The sequence below is a fragment of the Curtobacterium sp. MEB011 genome (assembly GCF_030209655.1).
Classification (GTDB): Bacteria; Actinomycetota; Actinomycetes; order Actinomycetales; family Microbacteriaceae; genus Curtobacterium; species Curtobacterium poinsettiae.
Window position 1 is genome coordinate 55,339 of record NZ_JARVRN010000012.1, and the last position, 15,837, is coordinate 71,175.

At 71.1% G+C, this 15,837-nt stretch carries 14 protein-coding genes; 7 read left to right on the forward strand and 7 right to left on the reverse strand.

The annotated features are described in order from the left end of the window. Positions 1–8: 8 nt before the first annotated feature. Positions 9–3,455, reverse strand: coding sequence for an SdrD B-like domain-containing protein (locus tag QRN30_RS15090; protein ID WP_284761292.1), 3,447 nt, complete (start codon positions 3,453–3,455; stop codon positions 9–11). 184 nt (positions 3,456–3,639) lie between these two features. Between QRN30_RS15090 and QRN30_RS15095 the strand changes: the two genes are divergently transcribed. Next, positions 3,640–4,080 (forward strand): GNAT family N-acetyltransferase, encoded by a 441-nt coding sequence (locus QRN30_RS15095; protein ID WP_017887325.1) that lies wholly within the window; start codon positions 3,640–3,642, stop codon positions 4,078–4,080. Positions 4,081–4,093: 13 nt separating this feature from the next. Here QRN30_RS15095 and QRN30_RS15100 read toward each other — a convergent pair whose 3' ends face one another. Next, positions 4,094–4,774 (reverse strand): SDR family NAD(P)-dependent oxidoreductase, encoded by a 681-nt coding sequence (locus QRN30_RS15100; RefSeq protein ID WP_017887326.1) that lies wholly within the window; start codon positions 4,772–4,774, stop codon positions 4,094–4,096. A gap of 102 nt (positions 4,775–4,876) precedes the next feature. On the opposite strand from QRN30_RS15100, the gene QRN30_RS15105 reads away from it, so the two are divergent. Beyond that, positions 4,877–5,710, forward strand: a complete 834-nt coding sequence (locus QRN30_RS15105) for a helix-turn-helix domain-containing protein (protein ID WP_197068614.1) — start codon at positions 4,877–4,879, stop codon at positions 5,708–5,710. On the opposite strand, the gene QRN30_RS15110 is transcribed toward QRN30_RS15105, so the two are convergent. Beyond that, entirely contained in the window at positions 5,697–6,917 is a 1,221-nt protein-coding gene (locus tag QRN30_RS15110; protein WP_274007133.1) for a beta-ketoacyl-[acyl-carrier-protein] synthase family protein, read from the reverse strand. The genes QRN30_RS15105 and QRN30_RS15110 overlap by 14 nt on opposite strands. A 54-nt stretch (positions 6,918–6,971) precedes the next feature. On the opposite strand from QRN30_RS15110, the gene QRN30_RS15115 reads away from it, so the two are divergent. Beyond that, positions 6,972–7,550 (forward strand): TetR/AcrR family transcriptional regulator C-terminal domain-containing protein, encoded by a 579-nt coding sequence (locus QRN30_RS15115; RefSeq protein WP_042537217.1) that lies wholly within the window; start codon positions 6,972–6,974, stop codon positions 7,548–7,550. A 42-nt stretch (positions 7,551–7,592) separates the two neighbouring features. Here the strand turns inward: QRN30_RS15115 and dhaM are convergent, their stop codons facing one another. The 3 genes from dhaM to dhaK form a co-directional block, all read right to left on the reverse strand. Further along, entirely contained in the window at positions 7,593–8,327 is a 735-nt protein-coding gene (dhaM, locus tag QRN30_RS15120) for a dihydroxyacetone kinase phosphoryl donor subunit DhaM (protein ID WP_017887330.1), read from the reverse strand. Beyond that, positions 8,324–8,950, reverse strand: coding sequence for a dihydroxyacetone kinase subunit DhaL (dhaL, locus tag QRN30_RS15125; protein WP_017887331.1), 627 nt, complete (start codon positions 8,948–8,950; stop codon positions 8,324–8,326). The genes dhaM and dhaL overlap by 4 nt, the downstream gene beginning before the upstream one ends. Positions 8,951–9,085: 135 nt before the next feature. Further along, entirely contained in the window at positions 9,086–10,087 is a 1,002-nt protein-coding gene (gene dhaK / locus QRN30_RS15130) for a dihydroxyacetone kinase subunit DhaK (protein WP_071251603.1), read from the reverse strand. 315 nt (positions 10,088–10,402) lie between these two features. On the opposite strand from dhaK, the gene QRN30_RS15135 reads away from it, so the two are divergent. Continuing rightward, positions 10,403–11,128, forward strand: coding sequence for an MIP/aquaporin family protein (locus tag QRN30_RS15135; RefSeq protein WP_017887333.1), 726 nt, complete (start codon positions 10,403–10,405; stop codon positions 11,126–11,128). Between the two features lie 83 nt (positions 11,129–11,211). Next, a complete protein-coding gene (glpK, locus tag QRN30_RS15140) occupies positions 11,212–12,723 on the forward strand; it encodes a glycerol kinase GlpK (protein WP_017887334.1) in 1,512 nt (503 codons plus the stop codon). A 496-nt stretch (positions 12,724–13,219) separates the two neighbouring features. Here the strand turns inward: glpK and trpD are convergent, their stop codons facing one another. Next, complete coding sequence (gene trpD / locus QRN30_RS15145) at positions 13,220–14,275, reverse strand: anthranilate phosphoribosyltransferase (RefSeq protein WP_031259819.1); 1,056 nt, start codon at positions 14,273–14,275, stop codon at positions 13,220–13,222. A 70-nt stretch (positions 14,276–14,345) separates the two neighbouring features. Here trpD and ctaE point away from each other — a divergent pair, with 70 nt between their 5' ends. Further along, complete coding sequence (gene ctaE / locus QRN30_RS15150) at positions 14,346–14,984, forward strand: aa3-type cytochrome oxidase subunit III (RefSeq protein ID WP_031259820.1); 639 nt, start codon at positions 14,346–14,348, stop codon at positions 14,982–14,984. A 21-nt stretch (positions 14,985–15,005) separates the two neighbouring features. After that, positions 15,006–15,815 carry a cytochrome bc1 complex diheme cytochrome c subunit gene (gene qcrC, locus QRN30_RS15155; RefSeq protein ID WP_042537210.1) on the forward strand — a complete coding sequence of 270 codons (810 nt, stop codon included), beginning with the start codon at positions 15,006–15,008 and terminating at the stop codon, positions 15,813–15,815. Positions 15,816–15,837 lie beyond the last annotated feature (22 nt).

A 15,837-nucleotide genomic window follows, 5' to 3' on the forward strand; every position in this document is an offset into this window, starting at 1 on the left:
GTGACGGATCAGCGCTGTCGACGCTGGTTCCGGTTCGTTCCGAGCATCGCGGCCCCGAGCGCCAGCAGCAGGAGTGCGACGCCGAGGACGAGCGGCGTCCCCGACGTGCCGGTGAAGGCGAGCCCCTGGACGCCCCCGCGCGCTCCGGGCGACGGCGCCACAGTCGGAACGGCCGTCGATCCGGACCCGCCCCCGGGCCCGGAGCCGGGGACCGTGCCGGCGCCGGGAACCGTTCCGGGGTCTGGCCCGGGTTCAGGTTCGGGATCCGACGGCGAGTCACCGAGCAGCAGTCCGGCATCGACGGTGCGGTCGCGGGTGATCGATTCCTTCGCGCCTTCGTCGGAGCGTTCCCACGCGATCGAGACCGCGGGCGTCTCGCCGTCCTGGCCGGCGTCCGAGTCGATGGTGCCGTCGGTGCCGACGTGCTCCTTCGTGAACCGACGGCCGTCCGGAGCCGTGAAGGCCACGACGTAGTCCCCCGGCCGGAGTCCGTCGAAGGAGTACTGCCCATCGGGTCCGGACCTGGTGGCGCGTGCGACGTCGGTACCGCGGTCGTCGACGCCGGACAGTCGGATCGGCACGCGGTCGATGCCCGGTTCGTCGGAACCCTGGAGGCCGTCGTCGTTGCTGTCCGTCCACACCCGGTTTCCGATGCTGCCGGCGACCACCCGCACGGTGGCACGGTTCGACAGCGCGGCGAGTTCGAGGTTCGAGGCGCGGAGCCCGAAGCGGTTCGTGTAGGTGTCGCCGTCCCGCTCCCCGTGGGTCCGCAGCACGACGTGGTGTCGGACCGTCTGTCCCGGCGCGACACCGCCGGTCCGTTCGATCCGCACGGCGGTGACGTCGGCGAGTTCCGCGGACCCGCACGCGGGGTCGCCGAGGTCTGCCGCCGCGCACCAGAGCGTGCTGCCGCCCGGCTGGTTGGACGCTGCCGTCCCGTCGAGCGAGATCGAGGCCGGATCGCTCGTGGTGTAGCGCACGGTCTCACCGGCGCCGGGCGCGACGTCGACGCGGTCGGCCAGCGAGACGGTCCCGTGGAAGGCGGAGCCCTGGGGGTCGCCTCGGTGCGGCAGGACGTCGATGACGTCGAGCCCGCTGATGCTCCGGGCGTCGCGGTTCGTGTAGAGCAGGTCCCACTCGAGCTGGTCCCCCGTCGCGACGACCGGTTCGGTCGCCACCTTCTCCACGCCGACACCGACTGCGGCGACGACCTGCACCGCTCGTTGGGTGTCGCGGCGGAACGCTTCGGAGCGGTCCGTCGGCGAGGCGATGGTCGCGTAGTTCTGCACCGGCCCGGCTGGCGCGAGACTCGACACCTGCAGCTCGTAGGTGATCGGCGGGATCCTCGTGTTCGGCTGCTGGTCGTCGAGCGTCCACGTGAGGCGCTGGCGGAGGTTGCCGGCGTTGTCCGTGATCGTGTCGAGCTCGGCCGGCCTGGACGCACTCTCGGGGATGTAGTCGGTGTGCATCGGCAGCACGTCGCGGACCGTCACGGTGGTCGCTTGCCCACCGGAGTGGCCGTTGGTGAGTGTCGGGTAGAGGGCGTACTCGAGGGTGCTCCCGGACCCGACGAAGCTCGTCTTGTCCGGTGTGTCCTCCGCGGTCGTGCCCGGGTCGACGATCTTCTTCCTGATGCGTGCCAGGTTCTCCGTGATCACGACGCTGTCGGCCATCGCTCCGGCACCGTTCTCCGGCCGGGCCGTGTCGTGGGTCCAGACGTCGGTGTGTTCGCCGAGCAGGGCGTGTCCGAAGTCGTACGCGCGGGTCCCCGAGGGTGCGTCGGCCACTGCGACGTACGTGTGCAGCACCGCTCTCGCCCCACCGTCGACGTCGCCGAGCGCGCGCACGGCGCCGACCGCGGCGCGACCGCCCGGAACCTCGTCTGGGCTGGCGAACCACGGTCCGTCGTCATCGCCGCACGTGTGGCCCTGCCCGGCCGCGGGGTTCGTCATGTCGTAGGCCGCGTACTCGATGCGCGGCCTGCTCAACCCGCTGGTCCACGCCGTCGCGCCCGGGGTGCCCCCGCGGGTGAGGCGCTGGGTCCCGCGATCGAAGGTGTCGCAGAGGATCGTGCCGGTCCAGCGGCTGTACCCGTCGTTGAGGACGGTGACGTCGCTCCGCAGGACCTGCCCCTGCGTCACCCATGGATCGCCCGCGCGGGCGGAACCCTCGACGGTGGTGCCGGCGCTGTCGATCACGCGCCAGAGTCGCTTGCCGGCGGTGCCGGACCCGACACCCACCAGGTTGCGCGACGTGCTGTTGTCGGCGAGGGGCTCCTCGCTGCCGGGGTAGTTCTGTGCGCCACTCGCCGACGTGGTCTGCAGAGCCGAGTACCGGTTGGTCGACAGGACCGAGCCCGGCGGGTAGGGCAGCCAGAGGCTCAGGTAGCCCGAGACGAAGTACGCCCTGGTGCCACCCGTGACCGGGCCGCCGCTGAGCGACTGGGTGGGGATGCGGCCCGGGTCGGTGACGGTGTCCGTGATCGTCACGTCGACGTCCGCGCCGGGCGAGGACTGCGCGCAGACGATGGTCCCCGAGTCGACCACGCTGCGCGGCCCGCCACCCCGTCCGCCCGGCAGGCCGTCGAAGCGCCAGGCGTTCGTTGCGTTCACGCCGCAGGCAGGCGCGGTCCCGTTCCACAGCACGGCGGTCGACGGCAGGTCGCCGAGGATCTCGGACACGTCGTCGGTGAAGGTCATCGGGCCGGTGCTCGCTTCGAACCCGAGCAGGCCCTGTCCGGCGACGACGGGCTCCCAGTTGACCGCGATCGGGTAGACGAGACGCAGGCCTCGCTCGCCGTCGGGACCGATGACGTCAGGGGTGAGCGAGGACCCGACGACGTCCTTGCTCAGGTTGTAGCGCGCGGCTGCCGAGACCGTCACGGTCGGCGCGACTGCCGTCACGACGCCGTTGTCCGCGTTGTCCGCCGTGGCTTCGACCGTGACCTCGATCTCGTCGCCGTGCCGCATGGTGCCGGAGACGTCGAGCACGACGGGGACCTCGACGAGGTTGCCCTCGGTCAGGTCACCGACCGAGCAGGTGAGTCGCTGCCCGTCGATGCGCGATGCGGCCCCGGTGCACGGCTTCGGCAGCCCCGCCCAGGTCGTGCCGGCCGGAGCGGTCACGACGAACCGTTGGTTGACGCTGTCGCCGTCGTTCACGCTCATCTCGACGCTGTACGTGATCGCGTCGAGTGTCCGCACGATGCCGTTCGTTCCGCTCGAGTCGCCCCCGGGCCGGTCGTCCGCAGTGAACGGGCCGTTGCCGTCCTTGGCGACCTTCGCAGCGAGACCGACCGTCCCTGCCGGACGGACGGTCGACGTCGCAGGGTCCGTCGTGGCCGTGCCCACCGCTCCCCCGGCCGGGGTCGCGCCCGCGGGGGCGGCGGCGGTGAGCGGGAGCGTCAGCGACAACGCCGTGGCGACGACAGTTCGGATCGGGATGCGTGTTCGCATGGGACTCCTCGTGCGGGCGGGTGCAGGGTGCACCCACTGCCCAGGAGTGTAGGAATCCATCTGGAATGCTGCAATTAATATTTCGTATTCGCTCTGACGCCACGCCTCGGTCGGCATCGAGGACCGGTGCACCGGATCCCGATCGGACGTCGCCCCCCGGCCGCGTCTCCGGTTGACTGGGACGATGACGGATCTGCGCTTCTCCACCGACCCTGCCGACCTCGACGTGGACCGCGTGCACCGCTGGCTCAGCGAGGAGTCGTACTGGGCGCGCGGGCGCGACCGGGCGACCCAGGACGCGATCATCGCCGGTTCCCGGAACTTCGGCGTCTACGACGCGGTGACCGGCGAGCAGCTCGGCTACGCGCGGGTGGTCACCGACGGTGTCACGTTCGGCTGGCTCTCGGACGTCTTCGTCGCCCCAGGGGCCCGGGGTCGGGGTGTCGGGGTCGCCCTGGTGCGCGGGGTGACCGAGGCGGTCGAGGCCCTCGGACTGAAGCGCTTCGCCCTGTTCACCGCGGACGCCCACGGCCTGTACGAGCGGTTCGGGTTCCGGCCGCTGCCCGATCCGGAGGGGTGGATGATGCGGCCCGGCCCGGGCTTCGGCGACGACGTGCACGACTGACGGAGCGCCGCCCTCAGTACTCGATGCGTCCCTCGCGGTTGTGGAACTCCCCCGTCGGCCCCTCAGTGCCGATCGTCGCGAGCGCGACCGTGGCGTCGGTGCCCTCGGTGATCGTCTGGTGCCCGCCGAACCCGTTGAACGCCGTCGCGGTGTAGCCCGGGTCGCTCGCGTTCACCCGGAACCCGGGCAGGTTCTTCGCGTACTGCACGGTCAACGCGATCACGGCCGCCTTCGACGCCGCGTACGGCACGGCCGGCACTCCGTACTCGTCGTGCCCGGGCGTGGTGAGCCAGCGTGGGAAGCCGACCCCCGACGCGACGTTCACGATGACGGGTGCTGCCGAGCGTCGCAGCAGGGGCAGCGCGGCCTGGGTCACCCGGACGATGCCGGTGACGTTGGTGTCGAGGACGGTCGCCATCGCGTCCGCGTCGAGGTCGTCGACCCCGAACGAGTCGCCGAGGATCCCGGCGTTGTTCACCAGCACGTCCAAGGACGGGATCGTGGCGATCGCCTCGTCGATGCTGGCCTGGTCGGTCACGTCCAGCTGCACGACGTGGGCGCCGAGCGCCCGGGCGTCGTCGCCGCTGGCCGGGTCGCGCATGCCGGCGTGGACGGTGTGGCCGGCTTCGATCAGTCGGCGTGCGGTCTCGAGTCCGAGGCTGCGGTTGGCCCCGGTGATCAGTGTCGTCGTCATGTGCCCAGCCTGCCCCCGCCGGCCCGGCTGCCCCAGGCACGGTGCGACGGTGGGACCGGCAGTACCAGGACGGACTGGAGGCGCGGGGCGATGATGGTGGACATGAGCGAGTTCGCGAACGTGTTGCGTTCCTGGCGTGACCGGGTGCGTCCCGAGGCGGTCGGCCTGCCGGCCGGCCCCGGCAGACGGACCCCGGGCCTCCGCCGCGAGGAACTCGCCGCCCTGGCGGGCGTGAGCGTGGACTACGTCGTCCGCCTCGAGCAAGGCCGGGCGACGAACCCGTCGCCGCAGCTGCTCGCGTCGCTCGCGACGGCGCTCCGGCTGTCGTCCGAGGAGCGGGACCACCTGTGCCGGGTGGCCGGCGTCGCCCCGCCGTCCCGTCAGGTGGTGCCGCGGCACGTCACGCCCGGCGTGCAGCGTCTGGTGGACCGACTCGGCGACGTGCCGCTCGCGGTGTTCACGGCGACGCACGACATCGTGCTCTGGAACGACCTGTGGGCCGCGGTGAACGGCGATCCGACGCGGTACGTCGGCCTCGACCGCAACCTGGTCTGGCGGCACTTCACCAAGGCGCGCGACGGGGTGGACTGGGACGAGGAGCACCAGGAGGAGTTCTCGAGCGACCTCGCCGCCGATCTGCGGCAGGCGTACGGGCGCTACCCCGGCGACCGTGACCTGGCAGCACTCGTCGACCGGCTGCTGCGGGAGTCGCCGGAGTTCGCCCGCCGGTGGGAGACCGGCCGGATCGCCGAGCACCGTGCGAGCCGCAAGGTCGTGCACACGCCGGTCGGTCCGGTGGAGATCGACTGCGACGTGCTGACCGTGCCGGGTGGCGACCTGCGCATCGTCGTCTACACGGTCGTACCGGGCTCCGAGTCGGCCGCGAAGCTCGACCTGCTCCGGGTCACCGGCCTGCAGGAGCTCACGCCGCGGTGAACACCAGCGACGCGTTCTGACCGCCGAACCCGAACGAGTTGTTCAACGCCGCACCGAGCGGAGCCGTCCGCGCGGTGCCGGAGACGACGTCGAGGTCCACCGCGGGGTCGAGCTGGTCGAGGTTCAGGGTCGGCGGCACGGTCCCGGTCTCGAGTGCCCGCAGGGTCAGGATCGCCTCGACCGCCCCGGCCGCGCCGAACATGTGCCCGATCGCGCTCTTCGGTGCGGTGACCAGCGCTCCGGTGCCCACCGCACGGCTGATCGCGGTCGCCTCGCCGACGTCGCCGACCGGGGTGCCGGTCGCGTGCGCGTTCACGTGGTCGATGTCGCCCCCGGTGAGTCCCGCCATCCGGATCGCGGACCGCATGGCCCGTTCCTGCTCGCTGCCGTCGGTGCGCGGCGCGGTGATGTGGTGCGCGTCCGAGGTGATCCCCCACCCGGCGAGCGTGCCGTGCGACCGCTGCCCGCGTGCGGCGGCGTGGTCGGCACGCTCGAGCACGACGATGCCGGCGCCCTCGCCGAGGACGAAGCCGCGGCGGTCGGCGTCGAACGGCCTGGACAGGGTCGTCGGGTCGTCGCCGTCGGGTTTCGCGAGCGCCTGCGACTGCGCGAACGACGCCATGGTCACCGGGGTCACCGCGGCCTCGGTGCCGCCCGTGATGACGACGTCGGCCTCACCGGTCACGATGAGTCGCGCGGCGGTCGCGATGGCCTCGGCACCGGAGGCGCACGCCGACACCGTCGTGTATGCACCGCCCCGCGCCCCGTACGCGATGCTGATCTGCGCGGCGGCACCGTTCGCCATGAGCATCGGCACCGTGCGCGGGGAGACCCGTCGGGCACCGGATGCTCCGAGCACGTCGTGCGCGTCGAGGAGCGTCTCCACGCCCCCGATCCCGGTGCCGATCACCACGGCGAGGCGGTCGCCCTCGACCGCGGGGGCACCCGCGTCCGTCCATGCTTCCTCCGCGGCGACGAGCGCGAGCTGCTGACTGCGGTCGAGGCGGTTCGCGCGGACCCGGCCCAGTGCCCCGTCGGCGTCGAGTGCCGCCTCGGCACCGACCCGGATCGGCACCTGTCCCCAGAGCGCTCCGTCGCGGTGCAGGGAGCGGACGCCGGAGCGACCGGCCACCAGGGCGTCCCAGAGCGGTGCGACGCCGTGGCCGAAGGGTGAGACCGTGCCGTAGCCGGTGATGACGATGTCCACGGGAACTCCTCTTGTACGTTGAACAAGTTGAGTTGTACCACGTACAATTCGGACATGGCAACCACTGTGGACGGCTCCGGCACGGCACGCGGCGCGGCGACGCGGGCGAGGATCCTCGCGGCGACGGCCGGACTGCTCAGCGCGGGCGCACGCACCGTCACCGTCAGCGAGGTCGCTCGGGCCGCGGGCGTGTACCCGAACCAGATCACGCACCACTACGGCTCGAAGGACCGCCTGGTGCTCGACGCCGCGTTCGCGCTGTTCCTCCGCGACACGACTCGGCTGCAGGTGGCCGGTCGTCGCGCTCGGTCGTCGGAGTCGTTCCGCCAGGTCCTCGCCCGCACCGCCCTCGCGATGCCGTCGACACCCCTCGTGGTCCGCGCGCTGGCGGCTGCGGGTGACGACACCGCCCAGCGGGAGCGCGTCCGACTGCTGCTCGCGGTGCTGTTCCGGCAGTCCGAACGCTACCTGGAGCGCGTCGTCGCCGACCAGGGATGGACGAGCCCCGGCGGCGTCGCCCGTGACGCCCGCACGTTCTGGAGCGCCGTGTTCGGTGCCACCCTGCTCGCCGACGCCGGGGTCACCGGCGGTCCCTCGGACCTCGACCTGGCCGGCACGGTCTCGATCCGGTGACCGGGGCGCGCACCGCCGCCGGGGACTCCCCCGGCGGCGGTGTCACTCGCCGAAGCCGGACCGGACCAGTTCGACCAGGGCGTCGACCGCGGCCTGCGCGTCCTGACCGGTCGCGTCGATCGACACCGTCGCGCCCTTCGGCAGCGCCAGGGCCATGATCGCGAGCAGGCTCTTCGCGTCCACACCGTTGACGTGCACGCTCGCGTCGTACTTCGCCGCCGTCTTGACGAACTCCGCGGCGGGCCGGGCGTGCAGCCCGGTCTCGTTCACCAGCTCGACCGACGCGCTGACGCGGTCTGCGCCGGCTGCGTCGCCGACGGGACCTGCCCCGTCGGCCGGCCCCGTGCCTCCAGGCTGGTCACCGGACGGACGGGAGGCGGTGCTCGCGTCCGCCTCGGAACCCGCGGCTGACGCCGCAGCGGCCAGGACCGCGTCGGCGTCCCCGCCCGTCTGGGCGGCGACCGCCGCGGCGACCGTGCCCTCGACCAGCGGGGCCGGCGACACGTGCACCCGTGCGCGGACGTCGTCGTCGAGGAAGTCGAGCGCGGTGTCGGTCGTCAGGTAGGCGGAGCCGAGGTCGCACAGCACCACGACGCCGTCGGCGCCGGCGAGTTCCTCGATGCCGGCGGTGATCGCCTCGAACGAGGTGCCGATGCCGCCGTCGTCGGTGCCGCCCGCGGCGACGAGTGGCACGTCCGCGGCCATCTGCCGGGCGAGCTCGACGGTGCCCGTCGCGATCGCAGCGCTGTGCGAGACGACGAGGATGCCGACGGTCACGCGGCGTCCACAGCTGCGCGCAGGATGTACGCGGTCGACTGCGCACCGGGGTCTCGGTACCCGATCGCGCGGTCGCCGAGGTAGCTCGCGCGGCCCTTGTGCGCCACGAGCGGCTCGGTGTCGGCGGCCCCCTGCGCTGCGGCGTCGGCTGCGGCGGCGAGCACGGCCTCCGGGTCGGCGCCGGCGCCGGCAGCCGCTGCGGCGGCGTCGACCGCGGGGCTCCACGCGTCGACCATCGTCTTGTCGCCGACGGCGGCCTTGCCGCGGGACACCACACCGTCACGCGCGGCGGTCAGGACCGCGACCAGCGTGTCCGCGTCGAGCTCGGACGCGTCCCCTGCAGCCTGCGCGGCCTTCAGGTAGGCGGTGCCGAACAGCGGACCGGCCGCGCCGCCCACCGTCGAGATGAGCTTCGTCGCGACGGCCTTGAGGACGGCGCCCGGGGTGTCGAAGGAGCCGGCGTCGACGGATTCGAGCACGGCGCGGAAGCCTCGGTCGAGGTTCTCGCCGTGGTCACCGTCCCCGATCTCGCGGTCGAGCGTGACCAGCTCGGCACGGTGTTCGTCGATCGTCGCGGCGGTGCGACGGACCCAGTCGATGGCCCATGCGGTGTCGAGCGCCAATGCGGTTCCCTTCGTGTGTCCGGCCCGGTGGGGTCCGGTGTCGTGGTCCGGTGGTCGAGCGTCCGTTGCGGTTGCGGTTGCCGTTGCGGTTGCGGTTGCGGTTGCGGTTGCGGTTGCGGTCGCAGGCGCGGTCGCTCAGCGTCCCCAGCGCAGGGCCGGGGTCTCCACCGGGGCGTCCCAGAGGGCCGTGAGTTCGTCGTCGAGCACCGTGACGGTGAGCGAGAACCCCTGCATCTCGAGGGACGTGACGTAGTCGCCGACCAAACTACGCGTGACCCGGTAGCCGCGGTCGGAGAGCACCTCGGCGGCGCGTCGGTAGGCGATGTACAGCTCGGAGAGCGGTGTGCCGCCCATGCCGTTGACCAGCAGCAGCAGTGCCGATCCGGCCGGGGCGTCCAGGTCCGTCAGGATCGGTTCGAGCACGCGGTCGACCAGCTGGTCCGCCGGCGCCATCGCGATCCGCTCGCGGCCCGGCTCGCCGTGGATGCCGATGCCGAGCTCGACCTCGTCGTCAGCGAGTACGAAGGACGGCTCCCCCGCGTGCGGGACGGTGCCCGAGGCGAGCGCGAGCCCCATCGAGCGCGTGACGTCGTTGACGTGCCGGGCCACGGCGGCGACCGCGTCCAGATCGTCCCCGCGTTCCGCGGCGGCACCGGCGCACTTCTCCACCACGACGGTCCCGGCGACACCGCGACGACCGGCGGTGAACAGGGAGTCCTGCACGGCGACGTCGTCGTCCACCACGACGGACTCGACCCGGACGTCGTCCATCGCGGCCAGCTCTGCGGCGGTCTCGAAGTTCAGCACGTCGCCGGTGTAGTTCTTCACGATGTGCAGCACGCCGGCACCGCCGTCGACGGCCTTCGTCGCGGCGACGATCGGGTCGGGGGTCGGGCTCGTGAACACCGGACCGGGGACGGCGGCGTCGAGCATGCCGTACCCGACGAAGCCGGCGTGCAGTGGCTCGTGCCCGCTGCCACCACCGCTGACGATGCCGACCTTGCCGGCCACGGGGGCGTCGGCGCGGTGCAGGTGGATCGGGTCCTCGACCAGCACGACGTGTCCGGCGTGTGCCCGGGCGAACCCCCGGACGGTCTCCTCGACCACGGCCTGCGGGTCGTTGATGAGCTTCTTCATGCGGTGCCTCCACGGGTACGGGGTCGAGCCGTGGCGGTCACACCGCGCGTCGTCGACCGGAGTACGCCCAATCTACATCGGCGGCACGGCCAGCCGTCCGGCGGGGATGCACGTTCGTGCAGCACACCGAGGACGCGTCACCGGCTCCGGATCGTGCTGGGGACACTCGCCCTGCACGTTCGTGCACGATCCCGCTCTCCGCTCACGAATTCACCACCCGGCCGTGAGCGTCGTCACTATGGTTGGCCTCAATCACTCAACGGGGAGTGCGGCGCACCACGGCCGGACCCCCACCTCACGCACTGGAGGTCACCGATGGACGACATCGGCGTCAAGTTCCTGTCCGAGCTCGTCGGTACGGCGATGCTCATCATCCTGGGTGGCGGCGTCGTCGCCGCCGTCTCGCTGGCGAAGTCCAAGGGCTTCGGAGCCGGCTTCCTCATGGTCACGATCGGCTGGGGCTTCGCGGTCTTCGCCGGTGCCACCGTGGCCTACAAGTCCGGTGGCCAGCTCAACCCGGCCGTCAGCCTCGCGCAGGCGATCCTCGGCAAGATCACCGTCGGCGAGATGTTCCTCTTCTGGATCGCCCAGGTGATCGGTGCGGTCATCGGTGCGGTCATCGTCTGGCTCGCGTACAAGCAGCACTTCGACGAGGAGCCCGACGCGGCCGCCAAGCTCGGTGTCTTCTCGACCGGCCCCGCGATCCGCTCGTACGGCTGGAACCTCGTCACCGAGATCATCGGCACCTTCGTCCTGGTCTTCGTCGTCCTCGCCTTCACCAACGGCGGGACCCCCACGGACCTCGGCGCCATCCCCGTCGCCTTCCTCGTGATCGCGATCGGTGTCAGCCTCGGTGGTCCCACCGGCTACGCCATCAACCCGGCCCGTGACCTCGGCCCGCGCATCGCGCACGCCTTCCTGCCCATCAAGGGCAAGGGCTCGAGCGACTGGGCCTACGCCTGGGTGCCGGTCGTCGGACCCCTGATCGGTGGCGCCCTCGCTGCCGGCCTGTCCGTCGCCCTGCTGCCCGTCGTCAGCTGACCCACCCCCACCCCGAAGGCGTGGGCGGCCGTTCCGCACGACCGACCACGCAACCGCACCGAACACACCCGTAAGGAGCACCAATGGCCGACTACATCGTCGCCATCGACCAGGGCACGACCTCGACCCGAGCAATCGTGTTCGACCACTCCGGTTCGATCATCTCGACCGGGCAGAAGGAACACGAGCAGATCTTCCCGCGCGCCGGGTGGGTCGAGCACGACCCCGCCGAGATCTGGGACAACACCCGCGAGGTGATCGGTCAGGCACTGTCGCGTGCCGACATCACGCGCCACGACGTCGCAGCCGTCGGCATCACCAACCAGCGCGAGACCGCCGTCGTCTGGGACAAGACCACCGGCAAGCCGATCTACAACGCGATCGTCTGGCAGGACACCCGCACGCAGGCCCTCGTCGACAAGCTCGCCGACGGCGACACGGACAAGTACAAGGCCATCGTCGGCCTGCCGCTCGCGACCTACTTCGCCGGCACCAAGATCATGTGGATCCTCGAGAACGTCGAGGGTGCGCGTGAGAAAGCCGAGGCGGGCGACCTGCTCTTCGGCACCACCGACACCTGGGTCCTCTGGAACCTGACCGGTGGCGTCGACGGCGGCGTCCACAAGACCGACGTCACGAACGCGTCCCGCACGCTGTTCATGGACCTCGAGACGCTCCAGTGGCGCGACGACATCCTCGCCGACTTCGGTGTGCCGAAGTCGATGCTCCCCGAGATCGTCAGCTCCTCCGAGGTCTACGGTCACGTCGAGTCCTCGAGCCTGCTGCGCGAGGTCCCGATCGCCGGCATCCTCGGCGACCAGCAGGCCGCGACCTTCGGCCAGGCCGCGTTCGACCAGGGCGAGTCGAAGAACACCTACGGCACCGGCAACTTCCTGATCTTCAACACCGGTACCGAGATCGTCCGCTCCGAGAACGGCCTGCTCACCACCGTCGGCTACAAGCTCGGCGACCAGGAGACGCACTACGCCCTCGAGGGCTCGATCGCCGTCACGGGCTCGCTCATCCAGTGGCTCCGCGACAACCTCGGCCTGATCGGCAGCGCCCCGGAGGTCGAGGCCCTGGCCAAGACCGTCGAGGACAACGGCGGCGTGTACTTCGTGCCCGCGTTCTCCGGGCTCTTCGCGCCGTACTGGCGTCCCGATGCCCGCGGCGCGATCGTCGGCCTGACCCGCTTCGTCAACAAGGGCCACATCGCGCGTGCCGCCCTCGAGGCGACGGCGCTGCAGACCCGCGAGGTGCTCGACGCGGTCAACGCCGACTCCGGTGTGGACCTGACCGAGCTCAAGGTCGACGGCGGCATGACCGCGAACAGCGAGCTCATGCAGTTCCAGGCCGACATGCTCAACGTGCCGGTCGTCCGCCCGGTCGTCGCGGAGACGACGGCGCTCGGTGCGGCCTACGCCGCCGGTCTCGCGGTCGGCTTCTGGGCCAACCTCGACGAGCTCCGTGCCAACTGGCAGGAGGACAAGCGCTGGGAGCCGCAGCTCGACGCCGCCGAGCGCGAGCGGACGCTCCGCCTGTGGAAGAAGGCCGTCACGAAGACCTTCGACTGGGTCGACGAGGACGTGCAGTAACACCGCACGCGCGCGCTGATCGCGTGCACTGAGCGCACCGACGGGAGGCCCGGTGCCGGTTCCAGGAACCGGCACCGGGCCTCCTGTGCGTTGCGTCTCCTGCGGGTCGGTCGTCGGTCTGCCCGCCCGTCGGCGCGTCGTCGGGTGGTTGCCGGCACGGCACGGTGCGGGTTTGTTCACCGGGTGCGGCGGTGACCGCCGGGTGCGCGCTCGTAGCGCAGCACCGAGCCGCCAGGCTCGCACCGGCTGACGCACCGCGCACGGTGCGGCTCTCGCGGAAGCGGCACGGGATCGCGGACCGCGCACGGTGCGGACTGGAGGCGCGGGGCTGGCTCACCACGGCCCTCCGGCCCGGCGTGGGGTCGCCAGTACGGCACGGTGCGGGTTTGTTCACCGGGTGCGACGGTGACTGTTTGGTGCGCGCTCGTAGCGCAGCACCGAGCCGCCAGGCTCGCACCGGGTGACGCACCGCGCACGGTGCGCGGGGCGGCGTGGACTACGCGGCGGGAGCTGCGCCGACCCAATCAGCCAGTTTGCGCGCACCGGCGCCGGAGTCGATCGCCTCGGCGGCGACGACGAGCTGCTCGCGGAAGCGCTGCAGGATCGGGCGGTCGGCCTCGTTCGGGTCCTGTGCCAGTCGGAACGAGACGAGCCCGGCCGCGGCGTTCAGCAGGACGATGTCGCGGACGGGTCCGGTCTCCCCCGCCAGCAGTCGGTGGACGACGGCGGCGTTGTGCTCGGGGTCGCCACCGAGCAGGTCCTCCGTCCGGGCGCGGGCGATGCCGAGGTCCCGCGGGTCGAGGTCGTGTTCGGTGACACGGCCGCCGGTGACCTCCCAGATGTGGCTGTGCCCGGTGGTGGTCAGCTCGTCGAGTCCGTCGTCGCCGCGGAACACGAGTGCGGTCGCCCCGCGCGTCTGGAACACGCCCGTGATGATCGGCACGAGTTCGAGCTGAGCGACGCCGACAGCGTTGGCCTCGCACCGTGCGGGGTTGACGAGCGGACCGAGGAAGTTGAACACCGTCGGGACGCCGATCTCCCGCCGGACGGGGCCTGCGTGGGCGAAACCGGGGTGGAACGCGTTGGCGAAGGCGAAGGTCAGCCCGACACGCCGGAACGTGTCCGCGACACGCGCGGCGTCCATCGTGAGATCGAGTCCGAGGGCGGCGAGCACGTCGCTCGACCCGGACTTCGACGAGCTGGCCTTGTTGCCGTGCTTGACGACGGGGACCCCGGCAGCGGCGATCACGATCGCCGCCATCGTCGAGACGTTCACGGTGCCGACCACGTCGCCGCCGGTACCGACGATGTCGAGCGCCATCGGGTCGACGTCGAGCGGAACCGCGGCGTCGAGGATCGCGTCACGGAAACCGACGACCTCGTCGACGGTCTCGCCCTTCGCGCGGAGCGTCACGGCGAAGGCCGCGATCTGGGCCTGGGTGGCACGCCCGTGGACGATCTCCTCCATGGCCCATGTGGATTGCCTGATCGTCAGGTCCTCGCGCGCCATGAGCGCGCTGATCACCGCTGGCCAAGAAAGTGCGTCAGGCATGGATCGATCGTAGTGAATTCGAGAGACCCGCCAGTCTCCTGCGAAAACACTGTCGGGGGTTTCGGCCATAATGGAGGACGTGACTAGCACCTCTCTCTCCAGATCAGCCAGCGGTCCGGCCCTCAACAGGCCGAACGCCGTGGCCGTGGGGACGATCGTGTGGCTGGGCAGCGAGGTCATGTTCTTCGCCGGCCTGTTCGCGATCTACTTCACGCTCCGCAGCACGTCCCCTGAGCTCTGGGCGACCGAGACCACGAAGCTCGAGGTGCCCTTCGCCTCCGTGAACACGATCATCCTGGTGCTGTCCAGCTTCGCCTGCCAGTTCGCCGTGTTCGCCGCGGAGCGCTTCCAGGTGCACCGGACGAGCTGGAACCCGCGCCACTGGGGCATGACGGAGTGGTTCTTCGTCACCTACGCGATGGGTGCGATCTTCGTCTGCGGCCAGATCTTCGAGTACGCCAACCTGTGGCACGAGGGCGTCACGCTCTCCTCCAGCGCGTACGGCTCGGCGTTCTACATGACCACCGGGTTCCACGGCCTCCACGTGACCGGTGGCCTCATCGCCTTCCTGCTGACGCTCGGCCGCGGCTTCGCCGCCAAGAACTTTGGCCACAAGGAAGCGACCACCGCCATCGTCGTGTCGTACTACTGGCACTTCGTCGACGTCGTGTGGATCTTCCTCTTCGCCGTCATCTACCTTCTCAAGTAGGAACTGGACACCCCCCAGCACATGTTCAACAGAACCAAGTCCAAGAAGGGCCGCCGTTCACCGATGGCGACCGTGTCGCTCATCGTCGTTGGCCTCATGACCACCGGTGGCGCGTACGCACTGTTCAGCTCCACGGCGAACGCCGACGACAGCACGAGCACCCTCGCCACCTCGAGCCAGTCGCAGGTGAACGAGGGCGAGAAGCTCTTCGCGTCGAACTGCGCCACCTGCCACGGTCTCTCCGCGCAGGGCACGAGCGAGGGTCCGTCCCTCATCGGTGTCGGCGCCGCGTCGGTCGACTTCCAGGTCGGCACCGGCCGCATGCCGATGGCCGCACAGGGTCCGCAGGCAGAAGAGAAGCCCGCGCAGTTCACGGACGAGCAGGTCGACGCGCTCGCGCAGTACGTCGCTTCCCTCGGCCCCGGCCCGTCGGTCCCGTCCACCGAACTCACCAACGGTGAGGACGGCGACGCCGCCGAAGGTGCCGAGCTGTTCCGTATCAACTGCGCCATGTGCCACAACGTGGCCGGCGCCGGCGGTGCCCTGACCGAGGGCAAGTACGCCCCGAACCTCGAGACGGTCTCCGGCAAGCACATCTACGAGGCCATGCTCACCGGCCCGCAGAACATGCCGGTCTTCAACGACCTGAACCTGACGCCGGAGCAGAAGGCCGACATCATCACGTACCTCAAGTACGTGCAGGACAACAAGTCCCCCGGTGGCTTCGCACTCGGCTCCCTGGGGCCGGTCGCCGAGGGTCTGTTCATCTGGATCTTCGGACTCGGGGCGGTCGTCGCGATGACCGTCTGGCTGACCGCGAAGTCCAACTGATCGTCCGTGTCGAACGACACTG

What these genes read in the sequence shown, in the direction of transcription:
- QRN30_RS15090 (WP_284761292.1), bottom strand. Translation starts at nt 3,455, where the DNA reads ATGCGAACACGCATCCCGATCCGAACTGTCGTCGCCACGGCGTTGTCG.
- QRN30_RS15095 (WP_017887325.1), top strand. Translation starts at nt 3,640, where the DNA reads ATGACGGATCTGCGCTTCTCCACCGACCCTGCCGACCTCGACGTGGAC.
- QRN30_RS15100 (WP_017887326.1), bottom strand. Translation starts at nt 4,774, where the DNA reads ATGACGACGACACTGATCACCGGGGCCAACCGCAGCCTCGGACTCGAG.
- QRN30_RS15105 (WP_197068614.1), top strand. Translation starts at nt 4,877, where the DNA reads ATGAGCGAGTTCGCGAACGTGTTGCGTTCCTGGCGTGACCGGGTGCGT.
- QRN30_RS15115 (WP_042537217.1), top strand. Translation starts at nt 6,972, where the DNA reads ATGGCAACCACTGTGGACGGCTCCGGCACGGCACGCGGCGCGGCGACG.
- dhaK (WP_071251603.1), bottom strand. Translation starts at nt 10,087, where the DNA reads ATGAAGAAGCTCATCAACGACCCGCAGGCCGTGGTCGAGGAGACCGTC.
- QRN30_RS15135 (WP_017887333.1), top strand. Translation starts at nt 10,403, where the DNA reads ATGGACGACATCGGCGTCAAGTTCCTGTCCGAGCTCGTCGGTACGGCG.
- glpK (WP_017887334.1), top strand. Translation starts at nt 11,212, where the DNA reads ATGGCCGACTACATCGTCGCCATCGACCAGGGCACGACCTCGACCCGA.
- trpD (WP_031259819.1), bottom strand. Translation starts at nt 14,275, where the DNA reads ATGCCTGACGCACTTTCTTGGCCAGCGGTGATCAGCGCGCTCATGGCG.
- ctaE (WP_031259820.1), top strand. Translation starts at nt 14,346, where the DNA reads ATGGAGGACGTGACTAGCACCTCTCTCTCCAGATCAGCCAGCGGTCCG.
- qcrC (WP_042537210.1), top strand. Translation starts at nt 15,006, where the DNA reads ATGTTCAACAGAACCAAGTCCAAGAAGGGCCGCCGTTCACCGATGGCG.